The following is a 17,288-nucleotide window of genomic DNA, read 5'->3' on the forward strand; positions in this document are numbered from 1 at the left end:
GAGCACACGATGGAAACCCTGAATTATCGATTTGAACAAGGCACGCGCCGCCTGGCCGCCGCACCGGAAGTGGTGGGCGTGGTCGGCTCGGGCAATCTGGAGGTGTTGATCGAACCAGCCGCGCTGGATGGCGCTTGCACCATCGAGATCAGCACCGCCGCCGTCGGCTTCGGCCCGATCTGGGAGGCGGTGATGCGCGACTTTCACGCGCGCTGGGCATTGGCCGACACCCGCATCTCGATCAACGACATGGGCGCCACGCCGGCCGTGGTCAGCCTGCGCCTGGACCAGGCCGTGCAAACCATGCTGGGAGACGCAGCATGAACCGCGCGATCAGCTATCAGGAAGCCACTGCGCGCGAACGCCTGCAGCATCTGTTCGACGCCGGCAGCTTCAAGGAATGGCTTCCGCCGGCGGCCCGCGTCACCAGTCCGCACCTCGCGCAGCTGAATGCGCCGGTGGCGTTTGATGATGGCGTCGCCATCGGCAGCGCCTTGCTGGGCGACGTGCCGGTTTACGTCGCGGCGCAGGAAGGCGCCTTCATGGGCGGCGCGGTTGGCGAAGTGCATGGCGCCAAGCTTGTCGGCCTGCTGCGCAAGGCGATTGTGGACAAAGTCACGGCTGTGGTGTTGCTGGTGGAGTCGGGTGGCGTGCGTCTGCACGAAGCCAATGCCGGTTTGATCGCCGTGTCGGAAGTCATGCGCGCCCTGCTCGATGCGCGTGACGCCGGCGTGGCCGTGATCGCGCTGGTAGGCGGCGCCAATGGTGCGTTTGGCGGCATGGGCATCGTGACGCGCTGCGCCAACGTGGTCGTCATGTCGGAGGAAGGCCGCCTGGCCATGTCCGGCCCGGAAGTGATCGAGACCGCCAACGGCGTCGAAGAATTCGATTCGCGCGACCGCGCGCTGGTCTGGCGCACCTCGGGCGGCAAGCATCGCTACCTGCTGGGTGACTGTCAGCGCATTGTGGCGGACGATATCGCTGCCTTCCGTGCGGCGGCGCGGGAAGCGGTGGCTGCACTGGCCGGCGGAGCGACCGGCCTGACGCTGGAATCGCTGGAAGCCGAGCAGCGCATGCTGAAAGCGCGCCTGAACAACTACGGCGCCCTGCCCGACCCGGTCGATATCTGGAACGCGATGCAGATGCCGGATGCGGCCAGCATCCCCATGCTGGATGTGGACAGTTTTATCGCGGCGTCGGCAACGCGCCGTCAGGGAGTGTGAGATGGACTGGAAAAAACTGGCGGCTACGCTGTTCCCTGAAGGGCACGCCATCGTTGAGCAAAATGAGTTCTTGTGCGGCAGCGCTCAGGTGGACGGTCAGGCAGTGGCGGTGATCGGCACCACCAATCACACGCCGATCGGTGTGGAGATCGCGCTGGCGCAGGCGCAGGCGATACTGCGCACGGTGCGCGACCACCCTGGCATGCCGATCCTGATGCTGATCGACACACAGGGCCAGCGCCTGCGGCACCGCGATGAGATGCTGGGCATTAACAGCTACATGGCGCACCTGGGCAAATGCGTGGATCTGGCGCGGCGCAAGGGACACAAGATTATCGGTCTGGTGTACGACCAGGCTTTGTCGGGCGGCTTTATCACCAGCGGCTTGATGGCGGATGCCTGCCATGCGCTGCCCGATGCGGCGATCCGCGTCATGGGGCTGCCCGCAATGGCGCGCATCACCAAGGTGCCGGAAGAGCTGTTGACCGAGCTGGCGCAAAGTAATCCGGTGTTCGCGCCGGGACCGGAAAACTATTTGCGCATGGGCGGACTGGAATCGATCTGGCATGGCGACCTGGCGGCGCATTTGCGTGCGGCGCTGGCGCACAGCAGCGATGGCGATCAGCGCAGCGCACTGGGCTTGCAGCGCGGCGGGCGCCGTCTGGCGCAGCCGGTGATTGATGCCGTGGTCTCGGGCGGCCATGTCCAGCGTTGAACGTCATGCGCTGGTGTGGCTGACGAACGCCGGCTGGTCGGCGGCAATTGCTGCCGCGCGGCCGGAGCATCAGGCTGCGCTGACGCAATGGCAGCGCCAGGACTGGCCTGCCGTGGCACGCCGCCTCGACGCCGACGTGGCGCCGGATGAGGTTTGCCTCGGCCTGCCGCTGCCGCCGGACGCCAATGGCATCAAGGTACGCATTCCATTGCGCGCCCGTTCCGCGCACGTCGTCCGCACCTCCGATGCGATTGCATTGCGGTCCACGCTGGCTGCTGCCGGCATCTGGAGCGAGCGTCTGATGGCGCTGTGCGATGCGGCGCCGGGGCTGCGCGCGTTCGGATCGCTGGCCATGCAGACCTTGACTGGCCTGCAGTATCTCTCGTCGAGCTCCGACATCGATGTCTTGTTCCGCCCTGCCAGCCGTCAGCAATTGGCGAATGGCGTTGCGCTGTTGTCGGAACATGCCGCACATCTTCCACTGGACGGCGAAATCGTCTTCCCTGGCGGCGCGGCGGTATCGTGGAAGGAGTGGCAGTTAGCGACCGCGCATCCGGCCAAGGTCATGGTCAAGGAACTGCGCGCTGTGCGTCTGGCCGAAACGGCATCGCTGCTGGCGACGCTGGAGGAGCAATGATGCGCGCCACGCCCCTCGCAAACATGCCGGCCGTCGCGCGCGGCGTCGCTGGTCGCATCATCGCGGGCAGCGAAGTTTGCGCCGCCCAAGCCGCACCACTGGTGGTTCTGGTGCCGCGCGCCGGCAGCGCAGCGCGGAGCGCATTTGCACGCGAGGTGGCGCGGCTGGCCGTGCGCAGCCTACACGCGGAGTTGTGCCTGTATCCCAAGCCGGGGCTGGTGTCGCCGGTGGACAGCGGCAGCCATGACGATATGGACGCCGGCACTTTCATGCGCAGCATGTTCGCGCTGCGCCACTACTTCCGTCAAATCTGCCTGGCAGGATGGGATGATGCGCCGTTTGCGCAGCTCAAGCAGCTCGGCATTGCGGCCGAAGCAGCGATGCTGAAAGCCACGCACGGCATCAACACGCATCGCGGCGCCATCTTCAGCCTTGGCATGCTGTGCGCCACCGCCGGCCGCGCCCGCGCGCAAGGCACATCATTGAGGCCGGCCGCCCTGCGCGCCGCCATGCTGATACGCTGGGGCGAGGAGCTTGCCGCCCACGCTGCCGGCCCGGCAGCCGGTCCCTTGCCGTCCGTCGCGCCGCCTGCGCAAGCGGCACCGGCGGTTGCATCCGCGCGCGACGATGGCAAGGCAGCAGTTGACGAGGGCCTGAGCAACGGCTTACGCGTCGCGGCACGCTACGCAGTGAGCGGTGCGCGCGAGGAAGGTGCGCTTGGCCTGCCCTCGGTATTCGAAATCGGCATCCCCGCCCTGCTGGCCTCGCGCGCACGCGGCGCCACCGTGACCGAGGAACGCGTCGACACACTGTACGCCCTGATGGCCCACATCAGCGACAGCAACGTCTATCACCGCGCCGGCCCGCCCGGTGCGCAGATCGTGCGCGATCACGCCGAGCGGTTTCTCGCGCACGGCGGCACCGCCAACGTCAACTGGTATGCGGACGCGCTGCACAGCCATCACGTCTTCATGCAGCACCGCCTCTCGCCCGGCGGCGCGGCCGACCTGCTCGCTGCCTGCTGTCTGGTGCAATCACTGGCCACGCTGGACGACAAATGAGCCGCGCGCGCCTGCTGCTGCTCTGCCCCGGACAAGGCGACCAGCATCCCGACATGTTCACCCTGGCCCGCACCAGCCCTGCAGCCAACGCGTTGGCCGACCGTCTGCTCAGCGGCGCAAACCACGATGGCGACATCTACGCCAACCGCATCGCCCAACCGTTGATCGTGGCCGCCACGCTGAGCATGTGGCAAGCCATCCGCGACTTCGCCCCTTCGCCGGCACTGGTGGCGGGCTACAGCATCGGCGAACTAGCGGCCTACGGCGTCGCCGGCGCCATCATGCCCGAACAGGCCCTCAAGCTCGCCGGCCAGCGTGCGCTGCTGATGGACGACTGCCAGCGCACCACACCCGGCCAGGCGCTGGTCACCATCACCGGTCTGCCGCTCGCCAGCGCCAGCACACTGGCCGCCGCGCACGGCTACCATGTCAGTATCGAAACCGGAGAAGATACCTGCATCGCCGGCGGCCCCGCCGAACAAGCCGACCAGCTGCAGCAGGCGGTGGAAAGCAGTGGCGCGCGCAGCAAACGGCTGCCGGTGGCAGTGGCCTCGCACACGCCGTACATGCAAAGCGCGGTAGCGCCATTTGCGGCGGCCTTGCGGGCGACCACTTTCCAGGCGCAGCAAGTGCCGGTCCTGGCTGGTGTGGATGCAACGCCGGTCAACGACAAAGCGCGCGCAGTCGACACGCTATCTCACCAGCTGGCAGAATCGATCCGCTGGCTCTCCTGCATGGATGCCGCCGCCGAAGCCGGCATCACGGTCGCTCTGGAACTCGGTCCCGGAGCGGCGCTATCGCACATGCTGCAAAATCGCCATCCACAGATCGCTACGCGCTCGGTGGCCGACTTCCGCACGCTGGACGGCATCCGCAAATGGCTGGAGCGCGCTTGCGAGGTCTGATCAGCGATTATTCTGCGTGGCCCATGCGACGATATTCTGCGCATCCATCGCGCCTGGCTGGCGCGCGACTTCGCGGCCATTCTTGAACAGCGCCAGCGTCGGAATACTGCGGATCGCATAACGTGCCGCCAGATCCTGCGCCTGTTCGGTATCGACCTTCACCACACGGAACCGGGGCTCCAGGCGCTGGGCGGCCTGCGCATAGAACGGCGCCATCGTGCGGCACGGACCGCACCACGGCGCCCAGAAATCTACCAGCACCGGAATATCGCTACGCTCGATATGCTTCTGGAAGCGCGCACTGGTGAGATCAACCGGACCGCCAGTGAACAGCGCCTTCTGGCACTTGCCGCACACCGGCTCGGCCGCCAGCTTGGCCGCCGGCACGCGATTCACGGCATCGCAATGCGGGCAAACAATATGCAGCGACTCCGGCTGCGCATTCGTGGAACCACTCATCATCGACCTCCATCCATCAAGCCCAGCATGATAATCCAAGCCCGCAAAAATTGCCTCGCCCTTGCCTTAACTCAACGCGCCCGTACGCGTCCCAACCGTAGACTGGCTCGATGCATGCCCACACTCCTCCCGCCCGCTACGACATTCCGTGGAAAATTACGATCACCCACGCCTTCCGCGCTTTCACGGCATTCTTCTTTACGGGCATTCACGCCAGGATCGACTGGTCGAAACGCCCGCGCTTCCGCGACAAAGAGCTGGCAAAAATCGGCTTTGGGGATGCACCGGACCACATGATTGCCGATAAGCTGGCAGAGGTCTGCCTGCGCGACGGTAGCGCAGAATGGATTCTGCTTCACATCGAAGTGCAGTCGCAACGCGATACCAGACTGACTCAGCGCGTGCTCGACTACAACTACCGCATTTCCAACGAATACGGCCGGCCTGTGACCAGCCTGGTATTGCTTGCCGATGACGATCCGAATTGGCGCCCGCAAGCGTTCCATCGTGAGCAGCTGGGCTTGGTGCAACATCTCTCTTTCGGCACAGCCAAACTGCTTGATCACGCTGGCCACAATGACGCTTTGCTGGCGTCGCACAATCCGTTTGCGTGGCTCACTCTGGTTCACCTGTCTACCCAGCAATCCCGCCACAATCCGCGGCAACTCTACGCGGACAAATTGCGGCTGACAGCTTTACTTTTCAAGCACCGCTGGCATAGAAAGCGGATAATCACCTTGTTCAATGCGATGAACTGGATGATGGTCCTGTCGCAGCCGCACCAACGGCGGTACTGGCAGGCCATCCTTCAACTGGAAGAGGAGCAAAAGATGAAATTGATGAATCCATTAGAGCAGATGTTCTTCGACGATGGCGTGGAACAAGGTCTGGAACAAGGCCGGAAAGAAGGCGCGGTGATGCTGCTGGAACGGCAGCTCACGCAGCGCTTTGGTCCACTGCCGAAGGCTATACACAATAAATTGCTCAAGGCCAGCATGACACAACTGACCGCCTGGGCCGTGGCGCTGCCGGCTGCGCAGTCGCTGAAGCAGATTTTCCAATAAAAAAACCGCGCCACGCGAAGAGACTTCGCGTGGCGCGGCAACTCAAAGCTGACAATGTCAATCAGGTCTCTTTACGAGCGCCAGTCTGCTTGCCGCTCTGACTGGCGGCTTGGGCTGCGGTCTGGGCCTGGGTGGCCTGGCCGCCTTGCATATGGCCGCTTTCACGGCCTTCGGTGCCGTTCTGACCGCTCTGCAGGGTCTGGCTGCCGCGGCTTTCATTGCCGCGAGAACGCTGGGCGCCGTCGCCGCGGAACGAGAACGGATCGGTAAAGCGCTCCACCGCGTCCTGATGGCTGCGCAAGGTTTTTTCCGTTTCCTCGGAAGTCACGCGCGCCACCTCGTCGGCCAGGGCCTTGGCGGTGCGGCTGGTTTCCTGCACATGTTCTTCCGCCACCTTGGACAGGTCGACCTGGGTGTCGGCGGCAATGCGCGACAGGTGTTGTTGATACGCGCGCAGCTTTTCAGCGGTTGGCTGGGCATGGGCTGCGGCGGCGGCCAGCGCCTCGGTCGGGCGATGGGCCGTGATGACCTGCTGGCCGGCCTGCGTGGTTTCTTCCAGCAGGGTTTGCGCCAGTTGGATGTTCAGATCGCTGTACTGCTGGACGGTGCGGAACAGAGACTTGGACATGTCGTTGAAGAACGACAGTTGCGCTTCCATGTGCGTTTTTGCTGCAGGGGTGACAGTTTGGGTGAATGGGTACATAGATTTGCCTCGATAGTTAAGTGCCGGAGCGTTGTCGTCGCCGCGATTGCAGCGCGAACGTCAAGGCTACGTTAACCCCACCTGGCACGTTTGATCTGGATCAAACGTGCCAGCATCCCAGACTTTTCCTACTTAAACAGTACTGCGGCTTTCTGCACCGTGATGGCAATCCCGATCGCCAGCGGAATGCCGACCGCCAGCCAGCCGAAGGCCACCGCCGCCGGGCTGGTCACGCCATTCGACGCCACCGCCGTGCCGGTCGCGGCGGCCGCATCGCGCTCATGCGCCAGCTTCTTCTCGGCCACCAGTTCGGCGTCGGTCATGAAGTGCTTGTCGGCCACCGGACGCACCAGCAGGTTGCAGATCAGGCCAATCACCAGCAGGCCAGCCAGCACGTACATGGTGATGTCGTAGGCCTGCGCCCTCGGCACGCCGGCCGCGATCTGGTACTCGCGCACGTAGTTGACCAGGATGGGACCAAACACGCCAGCCGCCGCCCACGCCGTCAGCAGACGGCCGTGGATCGCGCCCACCATCTGCGTGCCGAACAAGTCGGCCAGATAGGCCGGCACGGTGGCAAAACCGCCGCCGTACATCGACAAGATGATGCAGAAGAAGCCGACGAACAGCGCCAGATGGCCGCCGTGCGCCATCGACGGAATCGAGGCGTACAAGGCAAAGCCCAGCACGAAGAAGATGCCGTAGGTAACCTTGCGGCCCAGGAAGTCCGAGCACGAGGCCCAGGCAAAACGGCCACCGATATTGAACAGCGACAGCAGGCCGGTGAAGCCGGCCGCAATCGCGGCGATCTGCGCTTTCTGCGCGGTATCCAGTTCATTGAAGGTCTTGGCCACGCCCAGCAGCTGGCCGCCAAAGATTTCCTGCAGCAGCGGCGAGGCCATGCCCAGAATGCCGATGCCGGCGGTCACGTTCAGGCACAATACCCACCACACCAGCCAGAATTGCGGAATGCCCCACACCTTGCTGGCGTGCACGTGACGGGTGGTGATCATGGCGTTGGCGTTGGTGGCCGGCGGGGTCCAGCCCGCTGGCTTCCAGCCGGTCGGCGGTACGCGGTAGGACAGCGCGCCGGCCATCATGAACACGAAGTAGATCGCCGCCATCACCAGGAAGGTCTGCCACACGCCCACCGAATCCGGGGTGGCGAAGAATTTCATCAGCTTGTCGGCCAGCGGCGCGCCGATCATGGCGCCGCCGCCGAAGCCCATGATGGCCATGCCGGTGGCCATGCCGCGACGGTCCGGGAACCATTTAATCAGGGTCGATACCGGCGAAATATAGCCCAGGCCCAGGCCGATACCGCCGATCACGCCCGAACCCAGCCACATCAGCCAGATCTGGTGCTGGTACACGCCCAGCGCCGAAATCACCAGGCCGCCGCACCAGCACAGCGCCGACACCACGCCGGCCTTGCGCGGACCGGCATGTTCCAGCCAGCCGCCAAACAGCCAGGCCGACAGGCCCAGGAATACGAAGAACATGGTGTACATCCAGCCCAGCATCGAAATCTGCCAGTCGCAGCTGGTCGACAGGATGCGCTCCAGCAGGCCGATATCAGCCGCGCAAGCGATCGATTCCTTGATGCCCAGCGCCTTGGACAGCGGCAGCCAGAACACCGAGAACCCGTAAGCCATGCCGATGCACAGGTGAATGGCCAGCGCCGCCGGCGGCACCAGCCATCGATTGAAACCCGCACCGGCGACAGTGCGTTCCTTTTCTAAAAAATCAAACAAAGCCATGCAGTTTTTCCCCAATAAGTGTTTCTTGTGAACAATATCGGGCGCAAGAATAGCACAAATATAATTCCTATGGGATACGTTTCAAATCGTCCAGGTGAACCGCAAAGCCTTGCGGCCGCGCGGTTTGTTGCATCCGCACGGCAACATTTCGGCCTGGTAGCCGCCTAAAATTTAATCAATGCGTGCATTCCTATCGTGCGGGGTGTAAACTAATGACTTCTTGCTGGAGGGAAATGCCATGGCCATTGCTGCGCTTAGTTCTGGAGTGTCTGGTCTCAACGCCGCCGAGCGCGCGTTGGGCAATAGCGCCAACTCGATCGCCAATCTGAACACGCAGGGCTTCCAGCCGGCGCAGGCGGCGTTCCAGGAAAGCGCACCGGCCGGCAGCGGCGTATCGCTGTCCCTGCGCGGCCAGCAGCTGTCGCAGGCGGATGCGCCCAGCGCCACCAACCTTGCCACCGAAACCACCAACTCGCTGGTGTACAAGGCCCAGTTCGACCTGTCGGCCAAGGTGGTGCAGGCCGCCGACCAGAATCTCGGCACCCTGATCGACATCAAGGCTTGATGACCGCCGGCCACATCGGCCACAATGCGCGGTAATGGATCTCCTCGACACCCTCCCCGCACGTATTTCCGACATTCCGCGCCGCTGGGCGCAACGCACGCCGCACGCCCACGCGCTGCACGACGGCCAGCGCCACTGGACTTATGCCGAGCTGGACACGGCCGTGGCCCAGGCCGCCGAACTGCTGCGGCGCTGGCAGCTACGGCCCGGCGACCGCCTGGCCATCGTAGGTGAAAACTGCGTGGCGCAGGTGGCGCTGACGTTTGCCGCCGCGGCGCTGGACGCCTGGATCGTCCATATCAACGGCCGCCTGTCGGGGCGCGAAGTGGACGTCGTGCTGCGCCACAGCGGCGCGCGGCTGGCGATCTACCTGCCCTTGTCCATGTCGCCGGAAACCAGCGCGCATGCCGCGCGCAACCAGGCTGTACCGATGCCCACCCCGCTGGGCACCTGGCTGGTCGGTGCGCTGAATCCGCACTGCGTACCGGAACCGGTGCACGCCGCATCGGAGCAGCAAGTGGCCGCGCTGCTCTACACCAGCGGCACCACCGGCGCGCCCAAGGGCGTGATGCTCAGCCACCGCAATCTGCTGTTCATTGCCGCCGTGTCGAGCAGCCTGCGCGGTCTGACGCCGGACGACCGCGCCTACGGCGTGCTGCCGATCACCCACGTCTACGGCCTGACCTCGGTCATGCTGGGCACTTTGTACGCGGGCGCCTGCCTGCACCTGTGCCCACGCTTCACGCCCGACGCCCTGCTCAACGCCTTGCACGACGAGCGCCTGACCATCGTGCAAGGCGTGCCGGCCATGTACGCTCGCCTGCTGGAAAAACTGGGCGGCGCGCAGCGCAAGCTGCCCAATCACCTGCGCTTCGCCTACGCCGGCGGCTCGCCGCTGGCGCCAACGCTGAAAGCCCAAGTGGAAGCATTGCTGGGCGTGCCGCTGCACAACGGCTATGGTCTGACCGAAGCCGCCCCGACTGTCAGCCAGACACGGCTCGACACGCCACGCAGCGACAGCTCGGTCGGCTATCCCATCCCTGGTGTGGAAGTGCGCGTGGACAATGGCGAGCTGTGGGTGCGCGGTCCCAACGTCATGCGCGGCTACTACCAGGAGCCAGCCCTGACGGTGGCCGTGCTGCGCGACGATGGCTGGCTCAACACCGGCGACATGGTTCGCCAGGATGCCGACGGCGCGCTGTTCATCATCGGCCGCAGCAAGGAGCTGATTATCCGCTCCGGCTTCAACGTCTATCCGCTGGAAGTGGAGACCGTGCTCAATGCGCATCCGGCAGTGACACAATCCGCAGTGCTGGGCCGTGCCCGCGCAGACGGCGACGAAGACATCATCGCCTTCGTCGAACCAGACCCGCGCCACCAGGTCACCCCGGCCGAACTGGCCAGCTATCTGGCAGACCATCTGGCGCCGTACAAGCGGCCATCGGACATCATCCTGATGCCGGCCCTGCCGGCCGCGGCCACCGGCAAGATTCTCAAGAGCCAGCTGCGGCAGATGGTTTAATCCTCGTGCTGCTCGCCGCTGGCGCCGGCAATCTGGACGTAAATCAGTTTTACTGCAATACTCAGCACCACGCCGACGATGCCCAATAATTCCAACATGGCAGGCTCCGTAAATGAAGAAGAGACGCTTCACTTTAACGGCCGGGCCGGATTTGATCCAATAGCAAAAACGGCGGCCATCTATCTCGAAACGGCATAACGGTGATTTCGCTCAAACAGTTCAAGTATTTCATAGAGATCGTGGAGGCCGGCAGTTACTCGCGCGCGGCCGAAAAACTGTACATCGCCCAGTCGGCGCTGAGCCGGCAAATCAAGGAACTGGAAGACGCGCTGCAAACGCCGCTGCTGGTGCGCGACGCCCGCCAGTTCGAGCTGACGCCGGCCGGCCAGCTGTTCTTCGAGCGCGGCAAGCGCATCCTCGAAGACATTGACGACACCCTGCTGCAGGCGCGCCACGTCGGCAAAGGTGCGCAAGGCGTGATCCGCCTGCAGCATTCCAGCTCGGTTATCCTGACGCCGCGCATCAGCAACGCGCTGGCGCAAGCGCTGGATGACCATCCGGGCGTGACGCTGGACGTCTCGATGCTGCCTTCCGAAAACCAGACCCTGGAAATCGAGGAAGGCCGCGCCGACATTGGCCTGCTGCGCCTGCCGACCTTGCGCCGCCATCCGCACATCCAGATGCGCGAGATCGGCAGCGAGCGGCTGATGGTGGCGGTGCCGCAGCACTCGCCGCTGGCCGCGCTGGACAATATCGACCTGGCCGACCTGAGCGAGCAAACCTTCATCTCGATTCCGCACCAGGACCGCGGCGGCCTGAGCTACCTGGTCGCCAACCTGTGCCTGGAACTGGGCTTCTTCCCCAAGCCGGCACGCGCGCTGTCGCGCAAGTCGTCGCAACTGAATCTGATCGAGGCTGGCCTCGGCATTGCCATCGTCCCCGACTGCATGCGCCTGACGGCGCCGGCCGGCGTGCGTTTCGTCACCCTGTCGCACGGCAGCCTGCACAGCACGGTGGGCCTGGCCACGCGGCGCCAAGCCGATGCGCTGGTCACCGCCTTTGCCGATGCGCTGGTGAGCCGGCTCAGTCCTTCTGTTCCAGCACCGTGATGCTGCCGTCGGCCTCCAGGAAAATGCAGCGGGCTTTTTCCAGCGGCACATCGGCCTCGCGCAGCGCCTGTTCGACATCGCTGACGGCGATGCGGTTTTGCTTGATTACGTCGCGGTAAATGCGGCCGTCGCGGCCAAGCAGCACCGACTCGCCATCAATCATGGTGGCCAGCTTGGAGCTATGGGAAGATAGATAGGCCAGCAGCATGTTAAGCGCGATCAGCGTGATGGCAATCAGCAAGCCACCGGCCACCGAATCGTCGCCGCCGGACAGCGAGTTGGACACCGCTTCGCTCAGCAGCATCACCACCAGCAAATCGAACGGCGTGAACTGGCCCACGGTCCGCTTGCCGGACACGCGCACCAGCACCAGCAACGCGCAATAAACGATAACGCCGCGCAGGATGAATTCCCACCACGGCAAGCTTAAATCAAACATGGAGGCTCCTAAAACGAGCCTCCACCGTACTACTTTATGGCGCGCAACAATGTACGCGCCCTAACGCTGCATCAGCGATCGTTTTTGTGGCTTTGACGACCGGCTTCAGCATGCTGCTCCGGAGTGCCGCCACGGGTGCCGCCGCTGCCGCCACCGCTGCGCGAGCCCGAGCCGCTGCCGCTTTGCTGGCTGCCGCTGCCACCGCTGCCGCCACGCGAGCCGGAGCTGCCCGAACCGCTTTGCTGGTTGCCATCGTTTTTATGGCTCATGCTGCCAGCCTTGCGGGCTTCTTCCGAAGTGAACTCGTGCGCATTGCCGGAAGCGTGCGCGGCGCGGCCGCCTTCAGCAGCGATCTCGCGTTGACGTTCTGGATCCATCGACGCGAAACCGCGGTTGCTGGTGTCGCTCTGCTGGTTCTTACCACCTTGGTTACCTTGATTGTTGCCTTGATTCGAGTTGGCCATGATATGGTCTCCTTAAAAGTGAAACCTAGTGCAGATGCGCTAGGGAGTGGCCATCGTAAGGCCAGCACTGCAATGCGAGTAGAGCTACACGGCCGTCGTCGCGTAGGACATTCCTTGCTTGTTTAAACCCGTAGTCACATACAGCTCAGCCCAGCGGTTTTACTGTGCCTGCCTACAGCAGCACGGGCAGCAATCCTACACGCCTGCCCTGACGCCAGCGTTACGATAAGCCGCAACGCGCCAGCAATTGCGCGCCCCTCACAACCCAAGGAGAACATCATGACCAAACCAAGCCAAGGCGGCAAAAACGGCGGCAATAGCAGCTTGCAAGAAGCTAAAGGCAGCAAGTCCTCAAGCACTGGCAATAGCAGTGGCGCCAAGGGCAGCAAGCAATCCGCCGCCGCCGGCAACAGTGCCGGCAAGTCTGGCGGCAAGTCGAAGTAAGCGGTCGCTGAGGGGCGTGCCTGCGCCCCCTCAGCGAAGCGGGCGACTGCTGACTTTGACGTGTGGCACACTAGCACCATCCGAGTCAGACAGGAATCAGCATGAGTGCCGGACCAGAAGAGCCAGATCCACAACAGCAAGCGCAACAACGCCGCGCCTCAGATCACGGCGAGCGCCGCAAGCAAGACCGCAAAACCCGTCACGACAACAGCACGCCACGCTACCTCGATCCCGGCGACACCGTATTCACGCTGTGGGGCCGGGTCATCATGGCGCGCTACCGGCGCTTTGCCGCCGCGGCCACGCGCCACATCATCCAGCGGCCGCTGCACATCGGCGTCTCGGCGCGCATTTTCCACCCCGAACCCGGCGCGACCGGCCTGCGCAGCAAGAACCTGCAATACCTGGAAGAGTCGATCGCGCAATGGGTGATGTCGCGTGACGTGCTGGTGTTCATGATCCCGACCGTCAACACGGAAGGCTTGCTGCACCCGTCCAACATCCGCCTGCGCGACTACGCCAAGCACCTGGACGGCCTGGTGCTGCAAGGCGGCGCCGACGTCTCGCCGCAAAGCTATTCGGAAGTGCCGACCCGCCCCGAGTGGTCGGGCGACCGCGCGCGCGACATGTACGAGCTGGAACTGCTGCATGAATTTGTCGAAGCCGGCAAGCCGGTGCTGGGCATCTGCCGCGGATGCCAGCTGATCAATGTTGCCTTCGGCGGCACGCTGTTCCAGGACATCGCCACCGATGTGCCGGAGTCCCTGGCCCACGTCAACGACGACTACGACCGTAACCGCCACGAAATCACCTTCCCGGCCGGCTCCTCGCTGGCGCGCATGTTCAAGGGCAAGCAGACCGGGCTGGTCAATTCCATCCACCACCAGGCCGTGAAAACGCTGGGGCGCGACATGTCGGTCGAGGCGCTATCGGTGCCGGACAATATGATCGAGGCCATCCGCTACCGCAAGGCGCCGTTCGTGATGGGCCTGCAGTGGCACCCGGAATTCCACCGCGCCGGCGGAGTCGAACTGCTGGACTGCACTGGCATTCTCGACAACTTCCTGCGCGTGGCCCGGGAGACACGTTTTTAAGCAAAAAAAATAATGCCATAAATAAATGTATTTTGAATATATGCCATCAAAAGGTGTAGACTGACGGTCTTCCAGAACCCGGATAGATCCTCATGAAATGCCCGCGTAGCGCCGCCGTGTTTGCCAGTTTGCTGCTTGCGCCGCTGACCAGCTCGGCGCAAGACACCATCCACGTCGCCTATAGCGAACGCCCGCCCTATCTGATGCCGCAAGCCGACGGCACGCCGACCGGCCTGACCGGCACGCCGGCGCTGGCCGCCTTCACCGGCGCCGGCATCAAGGTGCAATGGCACAAGGTGCCCAGCAACCGCCAGCTGGCCATGGTGAAAGACCCCAAGGCCCTGAATTGCGCGGTCGGCTGGTTTGCCGTGCCGGAGCGCATGAAGTATGCCAAGTTTACCAAGGCGATCTACCGTGACAAGGGCTGGCTGCTGCTGGTCAACAACGCGTTTGCCGCGCGCGGCATCAGCAGCATGGACGAGCTGTCGCGCCAGCAGGATATCCGGGTGCTGGTCAAGGATAATTATTCCTACGGCGGACTGGATAAATTTGTCGCGCGCTGGCACCCGGTGGTGGCGGTATCGACCGCCGCCACCGTCAAGATGCTGCAGTCCGTGGCCAAGGGCGCGGTGGACATGATGTTTGTGTCCGAGGAAGAAGGCAACTACATCCTCAGGAACGAGGCCGGCCCGCACGCCGCCAACCTGCGCCTGCTGTCGCTGAAAGACATGCCGCGCGGCCCCGAGCGTCACATCATGTGCAGCAAGGCCGTGCCGGACGACATCATCAACCGCCTGAACAAGGCCATCACCTTCAAGTAATCAGTGCCCGCGGAAACGCTGGATGGCGGCGTCCACCACGCCTTCCACGCTGCCGCTGCGTTCGAACTGCTGGCGCAGATAATGCGCGTCGCTGCCCTCATGCGTGACCTGCATCAGATGGTGCAGGCCGGCGCTGCTGCCAAGTGCCGCGCCGTGCGGCTCCATCTTGCGCAAGGTGGTCAGGATATCCTCGCGTAGCGACAGGCTCTCGTAGGTTTTCGGATGGACCACAGTGCCGTCGAGGCCAAAGCGGCAGGCCTGGAAACGGTTGTAGTTGTAGACCAGGTAATCGTCTTCCGCCGGCGGTTCCTCGCGCCGCTCCAGCAGATAGCGGCACAGCGCCTGCAGGTACACCGCCAGCGCCGCCGCCCGTTCCACCGTCAGCGGCGTGTCGCACACGCGCAGCTCGATGGTGCCGTATTCCGGCTTGGGACGGATATCCCAGTAAAAGTCTTTCATGCTCTTGATCACGCCGGTGTGTTCCATCTTGGCGAAATACTCGTGTTCGAAAGTGTGCCAGCTTTGCGTGAACGGCGCGCGGCCGCTCATCGGGAAAGCAAACACGGAATTCAAGCGCGCCGAGTTGAACAGCGTGTCATTGCCCTGCACATACGGCGACGACGACGACAACGCGATAAAGTGCGGCACGTAGCGGCTCAGCGCGTGCAGCAGGAACAGCGCATCGTCGCCGGACGCGCAACCGATGTGCACGTGCTGGCCGAAGATGGTGAACTGCTTGGCCAGGTAGCCGTACAGCTCCGACACTTCCTTGAAGCGCGGCTTGGAGAAAATCCGCCGGTCCGACCATTTCTGGAACGGATGCGTGCCGCCGCCGCAGATGCCAATGTTGAGCTGTTCGCCGGCCTGCACCAGCGTATCGCGGATCACTTGCAGCTGCTTCACCAGCTCGGTGTGGTTGGTGTGCACATCGCTGTTAATCTCGATCATGCTTTCAGTGATTTCCGGCGTCACGTTGCCGGGGAAAGGCTTGCGGCTCAACAGGTGCAGCAAGTCCGGGCTGGACGCCGTCAGATCATAATCGGACAGGCTGACCAGTTGCAGCTCCAGCTCCACCCCCATGGTGAGCGGCTGCGAATTCTTAAATGCTTCCAATGCCATTATTTTTCCTCCTGCGGGGTTTCCTTCGCCCAGTGCAGCGCGCGCTGGGTAATGACGGGGCCGACCACCTCCAGCAGCAGCGTCATTGCCGCCAGCGCGGCCAGTTCATCGACCAGCACGATCCCCATGTATTTGGTTTGCTCCAGCAGCAGCGTGACAAACACCGACATTGGCGACAAGGCGATGCCAGTCAGCAGGCCCTTGCGCCACGAGATGCCGCCAACGTGCGCAAACGCCGCCACGCTCAGCGCCTTGACCACAAAGCGCGCCAGCAACAGCACGGCCGCCAGCGCGGCGCCATCGACCACGCGCTCCCACTCCAGGGTGGACACGGCAAACACGAACAGCAGCACGGTCAGCAATTCACCGATGCCGCCGAAGTTGCGCTCGGTGCGGCTGAACGCCACGCGCTTGTGACGCGCCACCAGGCCAAAGGTCAGCGTGGCCAGCACCGGCGACACATCAAACGCGCGCGCGGCCGCCACCAGCAGGATCACGCCCAGCGCAAAGGCGATGGTGCCATCCTGCGCCAGCGCGCCCAGGCGGCGCAACAGGCCCGGCACGATAAAGCCCATCACCGCGCCCATGGCGGCCGACCCCAGCAACTCGATGCCGCTGTGCGACATGGCTTGCGTCAGGCTGCCCGAGGTCTGGAATACCCAGAAGCCCACCACCACCTTGAACACGAACAACGCAATCACGCTGTTGATTGCGACCAGGTGCAGCACGCGTTCGGTCACCTGGCCGGAACTGTCTTCCTCGTTAATCACGCGTAGCACACCGGCCGGCGAAGTGGACATCGCCAGCGAGGCCAGCAGCAAAGAGGTCAGCGGCGGCATGCCGGTCAGATGCGAGATCAGGTAGACCACGCCAAAGGTCGCGGCCGATTCGACCAGCCCGCTGACCGCGATCCAGGGATTAATCCGCAGCCAGTGCAGATTGATGCGATATCCAAATTCAAACAGGATCAGACCAAAGGCGAGGTTCGCCAAGACCGTCACATTGCTGGACGCGCCGCTGCTGAGCGCCTCCGGGAATGCCTGTGCCAGTAAAAACCCAATCAAACCGTAGACACTGATGCGCGGCAGCCGCGTCCACCGGTGCACGAATTCGCCCGACAGCCACGCCACGGCAACCGCCAGCGGCCAGCCCAGATCGGCCAAGATGCCTTGAATATCCGGCAT

Annotated in this window: 20 protein-coding genes; 13 read left to right on the plus strand and 7 right to left on the minus strand. The window is 63.7% G+C overall.

The genetic code is table 11. The features are described from left to right. The first annotated feature begins 9 nt into the window (after positions 1–9). The 6 genes from mdcC to ABDW57_RS08185 are packed head-to-tail and all read left to right on the plus strand — an operon-like array spanning position 10 to position 4,541. The gene (gene mdcC, locus ABDW57_RS08160) at positions 10–324 is read left to right on the plus strand and encodes a malonate decarboxylase acyl carrier protein (protein ID WP_343729708.1); all 315 of its coding nucleotides are present in this window, start codon (positions 10–12) and stop codon (positions 322–324) included. Beyond that, positions 321–1,223, plus strand: coding sequence for a biotin-independent malonate decarboxylase subunit beta (locus ABDW57_RS08165; RefSeq protein WP_343729709.1), 903 nt, complete (start codon positions 321–323; stop codon positions 1,221–1,223). The genes mdcC and ABDW57_RS08165 overlap by 4 nt, the downstream gene beginning before the upstream one ends. Position 1,224: 1 nt before the next feature. Then, positions 1,225–1,938, plus strand: a complete 714-nt coding sequence (mdcE, locus tag ABDW57_RS08170; RefSeq protein ID WP_343729710.1) for a biotin-independent malonate decarboxylase subunit gamma — start codon at positions 1,225–1,227, stop codon at positions 1,936–1,938. Continuing rightward, entirely contained in the window at positions 1,925–2,575 is a 651-nt protein-coding gene (gene mdcG, locus ABDW57_RS08175; RefSeq protein WP_343729711.1) for a malonate decarboxylase holo-[acyl-carrier-protein] synthase, read from the plus strand. Before mdcE ends, mdcG begins: the two co-directional genes overlap by 14 nt. Next, positions 2,572–3,636, plus strand: coding sequence for a triphosphoribosyl-dephospho-CoA synthase (locus tag ABDW57_RS08180; RefSeq protein ID WP_343729712.1), 1,065 nt, complete (start codon positions 2,572–2,574; stop codon positions 3,634–3,636). Before mdcG ends, ABDW57_RS08180 begins: the two co-directional genes overlap by 4 nt. Next, positions 3,633–4,541: an acyltransferase domain-containing protein gene (locus ABDW57_RS08185; RefSeq protein WP_343729713.1), complete on the plus strand. Its 909-nt coding sequence runs from the start codon at positions 3,633–3,635 to the stop codon at positions 4,539–4,541. Before ABDW57_RS08180 ends, ABDW57_RS08185 begins: the two co-directional genes overlap by 4 nt. Here the strand turns inward: ABDW57_RS08185 and trxC are convergent, their stop codons facing one another. Continuing rightward, positions 4,542–5,000: a thioredoxin TrxC gene (trxC, locus tag ABDW57_RS08190; RefSeq protein WP_343730006.1), complete on the minus strand. Its 459-nt coding sequence runs from the start codon at positions 4,998–5,000 to the stop codon at positions 4,542–4,544. A 110-nt stretch (positions 5,001–5,110) separates the two neighbouring features. On the opposite strand from trxC, the gene ABDW57_RS08195 reads away from it, so the two are divergent. Continuing rightward, complete coding sequence (locus ABDW57_RS08195; protein WP_343729714.1) at positions 5,111–6,064, plus strand: DUF4351 domain-containing protein; 954 nt, start codon at positions 5,111–5,113, stop codon at positions 6,062–6,064. A gap of 61 nt (positions 6,065–6,125) precedes the next feature. Here the strand turns inward: ABDW57_RS08195 and ABDW57_RS08200 are convergent, their stop codons facing one another. Continuing rightward, positions 6,126–6,767: a phasin family protein gene (locus ABDW57_RS08200; protein ID WP_343729715.1), complete on the minus strand. Its 642-nt coding sequence runs from the start codon at positions 6,765–6,767 to the stop codon at positions 6,126–6,128. 128 nt (positions 6,768–6,895) lie between these two features. After that, positions 6,896–8,527 (minus strand): OFA family MFS transporter, encoded by a 1,632-nt coding sequence (locus tag ABDW57_RS08205; protein WP_343729716.1) that lies wholly within the window; start codon positions 8,525–8,527, stop codon positions 6,896–6,898. A gap of 265 nt (positions 8,528–8,792) precedes the next feature. Between ABDW57_RS08205 and ABDW57_RS08210 the strand changes: the two genes are divergently transcribed. The 3 genes from ABDW57_RS08210 to ABDW57_RS08220 all read left to right on the plus strand — a co-directional run bounded on the left by ABDW57_RS08210 (position 8,793) and on the right by ABDW57_RS08220 (position 11,723). After that, positions 8,793–9,092 carry a flagellar basal body rod C-terminal domain-containing protein gene (locus tag ABDW57_RS08210; protein ID WP_343729717.1) on the plus strand — a complete coding sequence of 100 codons (300 nt, stop codon included), beginning with the start codon at positions 8,793–8,795 and terminating at the stop codon, positions 9,090–9,092. A gap of 34 nt (positions 9,093–9,126) precedes the next feature. Next, positions 9,127–10,614: an AMP-binding protein gene (locus ABDW57_RS08215; protein WP_343729718.1), complete on the plus strand. Its 1,488-nt coding sequence runs from the start codon at positions 9,127–9,129 to the stop codon at positions 10,612–10,614. Between the two features lie 200 nt (positions 10,615–10,814). Continuing rightward, the gene (locus ABDW57_RS08220) at positions 10,815–11,723 is read left to right on the plus strand and encodes a LysR family transcriptional regulator (RefSeq protein ID WP_343729719.1); all 909 of its coding nucleotides are present in this window, start codon (positions 10,815–10,817) and stop codon (positions 11,721–11,723) included. Here ABDW57_RS08220 and ABDW57_RS08225 read toward each other — a convergent pair. Further along, positions 11,698–12,162: a YetF domain-containing protein gene (locus ABDW57_RS08225; RefSeq protein ID WP_343729720.1), complete on the minus strand. Its 465-nt coding sequence runs from the start codon at positions 12,160–12,162 to the stop codon at positions 11,698–11,700. The two genes, ABDW57_RS08220 and ABDW57_RS08225, sit on opposite strands and share 26 nt — an antisense overlap. 71 nt (positions 12,163–12,233) lie before the next feature. After that, entirely contained in the window at positions 12,234–12,626 is a 393-nt protein-coding gene (locus ABDW57_RS08230) for a KGG domain-containing protein (RefSeq protein ID WP_343729721.1), read from the minus strand. A 279-nt stretch (positions 12,627–12,905) separates the two neighbouring features. Between ABDW57_RS08230 and ABDW57_RS08235 the strand changes: the two genes are divergently transcribed. The 3 genes from ABDW57_RS08235 (at position 12,906) to ABDW57_RS08245 (ending at position 14,985) form a co-directional block, all read left to right on the plus strand. Further along, positions 12,906–13,070, plus strand: a complete 165-nt coding sequence (locus tag ABDW57_RS08235) for a hypothetical protein (protein ID WP_343729722.1) — start codon at positions 12,906–12,908, stop codon at positions 13,068–13,070. A gap of 101 nt (positions 13,071–13,171) precedes the next feature. Continuing rightward, on the plus strand, positions 13,172–14,164 hold the full coding sequence (locus ABDW57_RS08240; RefSeq protein ID WP_343729723.1) for a type 1 glutamine amidotransferase: 993 nt from the start codon (positions 13,172–13,174) through the stop codon (positions 14,162–14,164). A 92-nt stretch (positions 14,165–14,256) separates the two neighbouring features. Next, positions 14,257–14,985 (plus strand): transporter substrate-binding domain-containing protein, encoded by a 729-nt coding sequence (locus ABDW57_RS08245; RefSeq protein ID WP_343729724.1) that lies wholly within the window; start codon positions 14,257–14,259, stop codon positions 14,983–14,985. On the opposite strand, the gene ABDW57_RS08250 is transcribed toward ABDW57_RS08245, so the two are convergent. Together ABDW57_RS08250 and ABDW57_RS08255 are read right to left on the minus strand one after the other, a co-directional pair. Continuing rightward, complete coding sequence (locus ABDW57_RS08250; RefSeq protein ID WP_343729725.1) at positions 14,986–16,104, minus strand: YbdK family carboxylate-amine ligase; 1,119 nt, start codon at positions 16,102–16,104, stop codon at positions 14,986–14,988. After that, positions 16,104–17,288, minus strand: a complete 1,185-nt coding sequence (locus tag ABDW57_RS08255) for a cation:proton antiporter (protein ID WP_343729726.1) — start codon at positions 17,286–17,288, stop codon at positions 16,104–16,106. The genes ABDW57_RS08250 and ABDW57_RS08255 overlap by 1 nt, the downstream gene beginning before the upstream one ends.

Origin of the sequence: Duganella sp., assembly GCF_039595735.1 — a bacterium.
In the GTDB taxonomy this organism is placed as follows: Bacteria; Pseudomonadota; Gammaproteobacteria; order Burkholderiales; family Burkholderiaceae_D; genus Rugamonas.

Bases quoted from the DNA above. Each gene is read 5' to 3' on its own strand.
- mdcC (WP_343729708.1), top strand. From the start codon at position 10: ATGGAAACCCTGAATTATCGATTTGAACAAGGCACGCGCCGCCTGGCC.
- ABDW57_RS08165 (WP_343729709.1), top strand. From the start codon at position 321: ATGAACCGCGCGATCAGCTATCAGGAAGCCACTGCGCGCGAACGCCTG.
- mdcE (WP_343729710.1), top strand. From the start codon at position 1,225: ATGGACTGGAAAAAACTGGCGGCTACGCTGTTCCCTGAAGGGCACGCC.
- mdcG (WP_343729711.1), top strand. From the start codon at position 1,925: ATGTCCAGCGTTGAACGTCATGCGCTGGTGTGGCTGACGAACGCCGGC.
- ABDW57_RS08180 (WP_343729712.1), top strand. From the start codon at position 2,572: ATGATGCGCGCCACGCCCCTCGCAAACATGCCGGCCGTCGCGCGCGGC.
- ABDW57_RS08185 (WP_343729713.1), top strand. From the start codon at position 3,633: ATGAGCCGCGCGCGCCTGCTGCTGCTCTGCCCCGGACAAGGCGACCAG.
- trxC (WP_343730006.1), bottom strand. From the start codon at position 5,000: ATGAGTGGTTCCACGAATGCGCAGCCGGAGTCGCTGCATATTGTTTGC.
- ABDW57_RS08195 (WP_343729714.1), top strand. From the start codon at position 5,111: ATGCATGCCCACACTCCTCCCGCCCGCTACGACATTCCGTGGAAAATT.
- ABDW57_RS08200 (WP_343729715.1), bottom strand. From the start codon at position 6,767: ATGTACCCATTCACCCAAACTGTCACCCCTGCAGCAAAAACGCACATG.
- ABDW57_RS08205 (WP_343729716.1), bottom strand. From the start codon at position 8,527: ATGGCTTTGTTTGATTTTTTAGAAAAGGAACGCACTGTCGCCGGTGCG.
- ABDW57_RS08215 (WP_343729718.1), top strand. From the start codon at position 9,127: ATGGATCTCCTCGACACCCTCCCCGCACGTATTTCCGACATTCCGCGC.
- ABDW57_RS08225 (WP_343729720.1), bottom strand. From the start codon at position 12,162: ATGTTTGATTTAAGCTTGCCGTGGTGGGAATTCATCCTGCGCGGCGTT.
- ABDW57_RS08230 (WP_343729721.1), bottom strand. From the start codon at position 12,626: ATGGCCAACTCGAATCAAGGCAACAATCAAGGTAACCAAGGTGGTAAG.
- ABDW57_RS08235 (WP_343729722.1), top strand. From the start codon at position 12,906: ATGACCAAACCAAGCCAAGGCGGCAAAAACGGCGGCAATAGCAGCTTG.
- ABDW57_RS08240 (WP_343729723.1), top strand. From the start codon at position 13,172: ATGAGTGCCGGACCAGAAGAGCCAGATCCACAACAGCAAGCGCAACAA.
- ABDW57_RS08245 (WP_343729724.1), top strand. From the start codon at position 14,257: ATGAAATGCCCGCGTAGCGCCGCCGTGTTTGCCAGTTTGCTGCTTGCG.
- ABDW57_RS08250 (WP_343729725.1), bottom strand. From the start codon at position 16,104: ATGGCATTGGAAGCATTTAAGAATTCGCAGCCGCTCACCATGGGGGTG.
- ABDW57_RS08255 (WP_343729726.1), bottom strand. From the start codon at position 17,288: ATGCCGGATATTCAAGGCATCTTGGCCGATCTGGGCTGGCCGCTGGCG.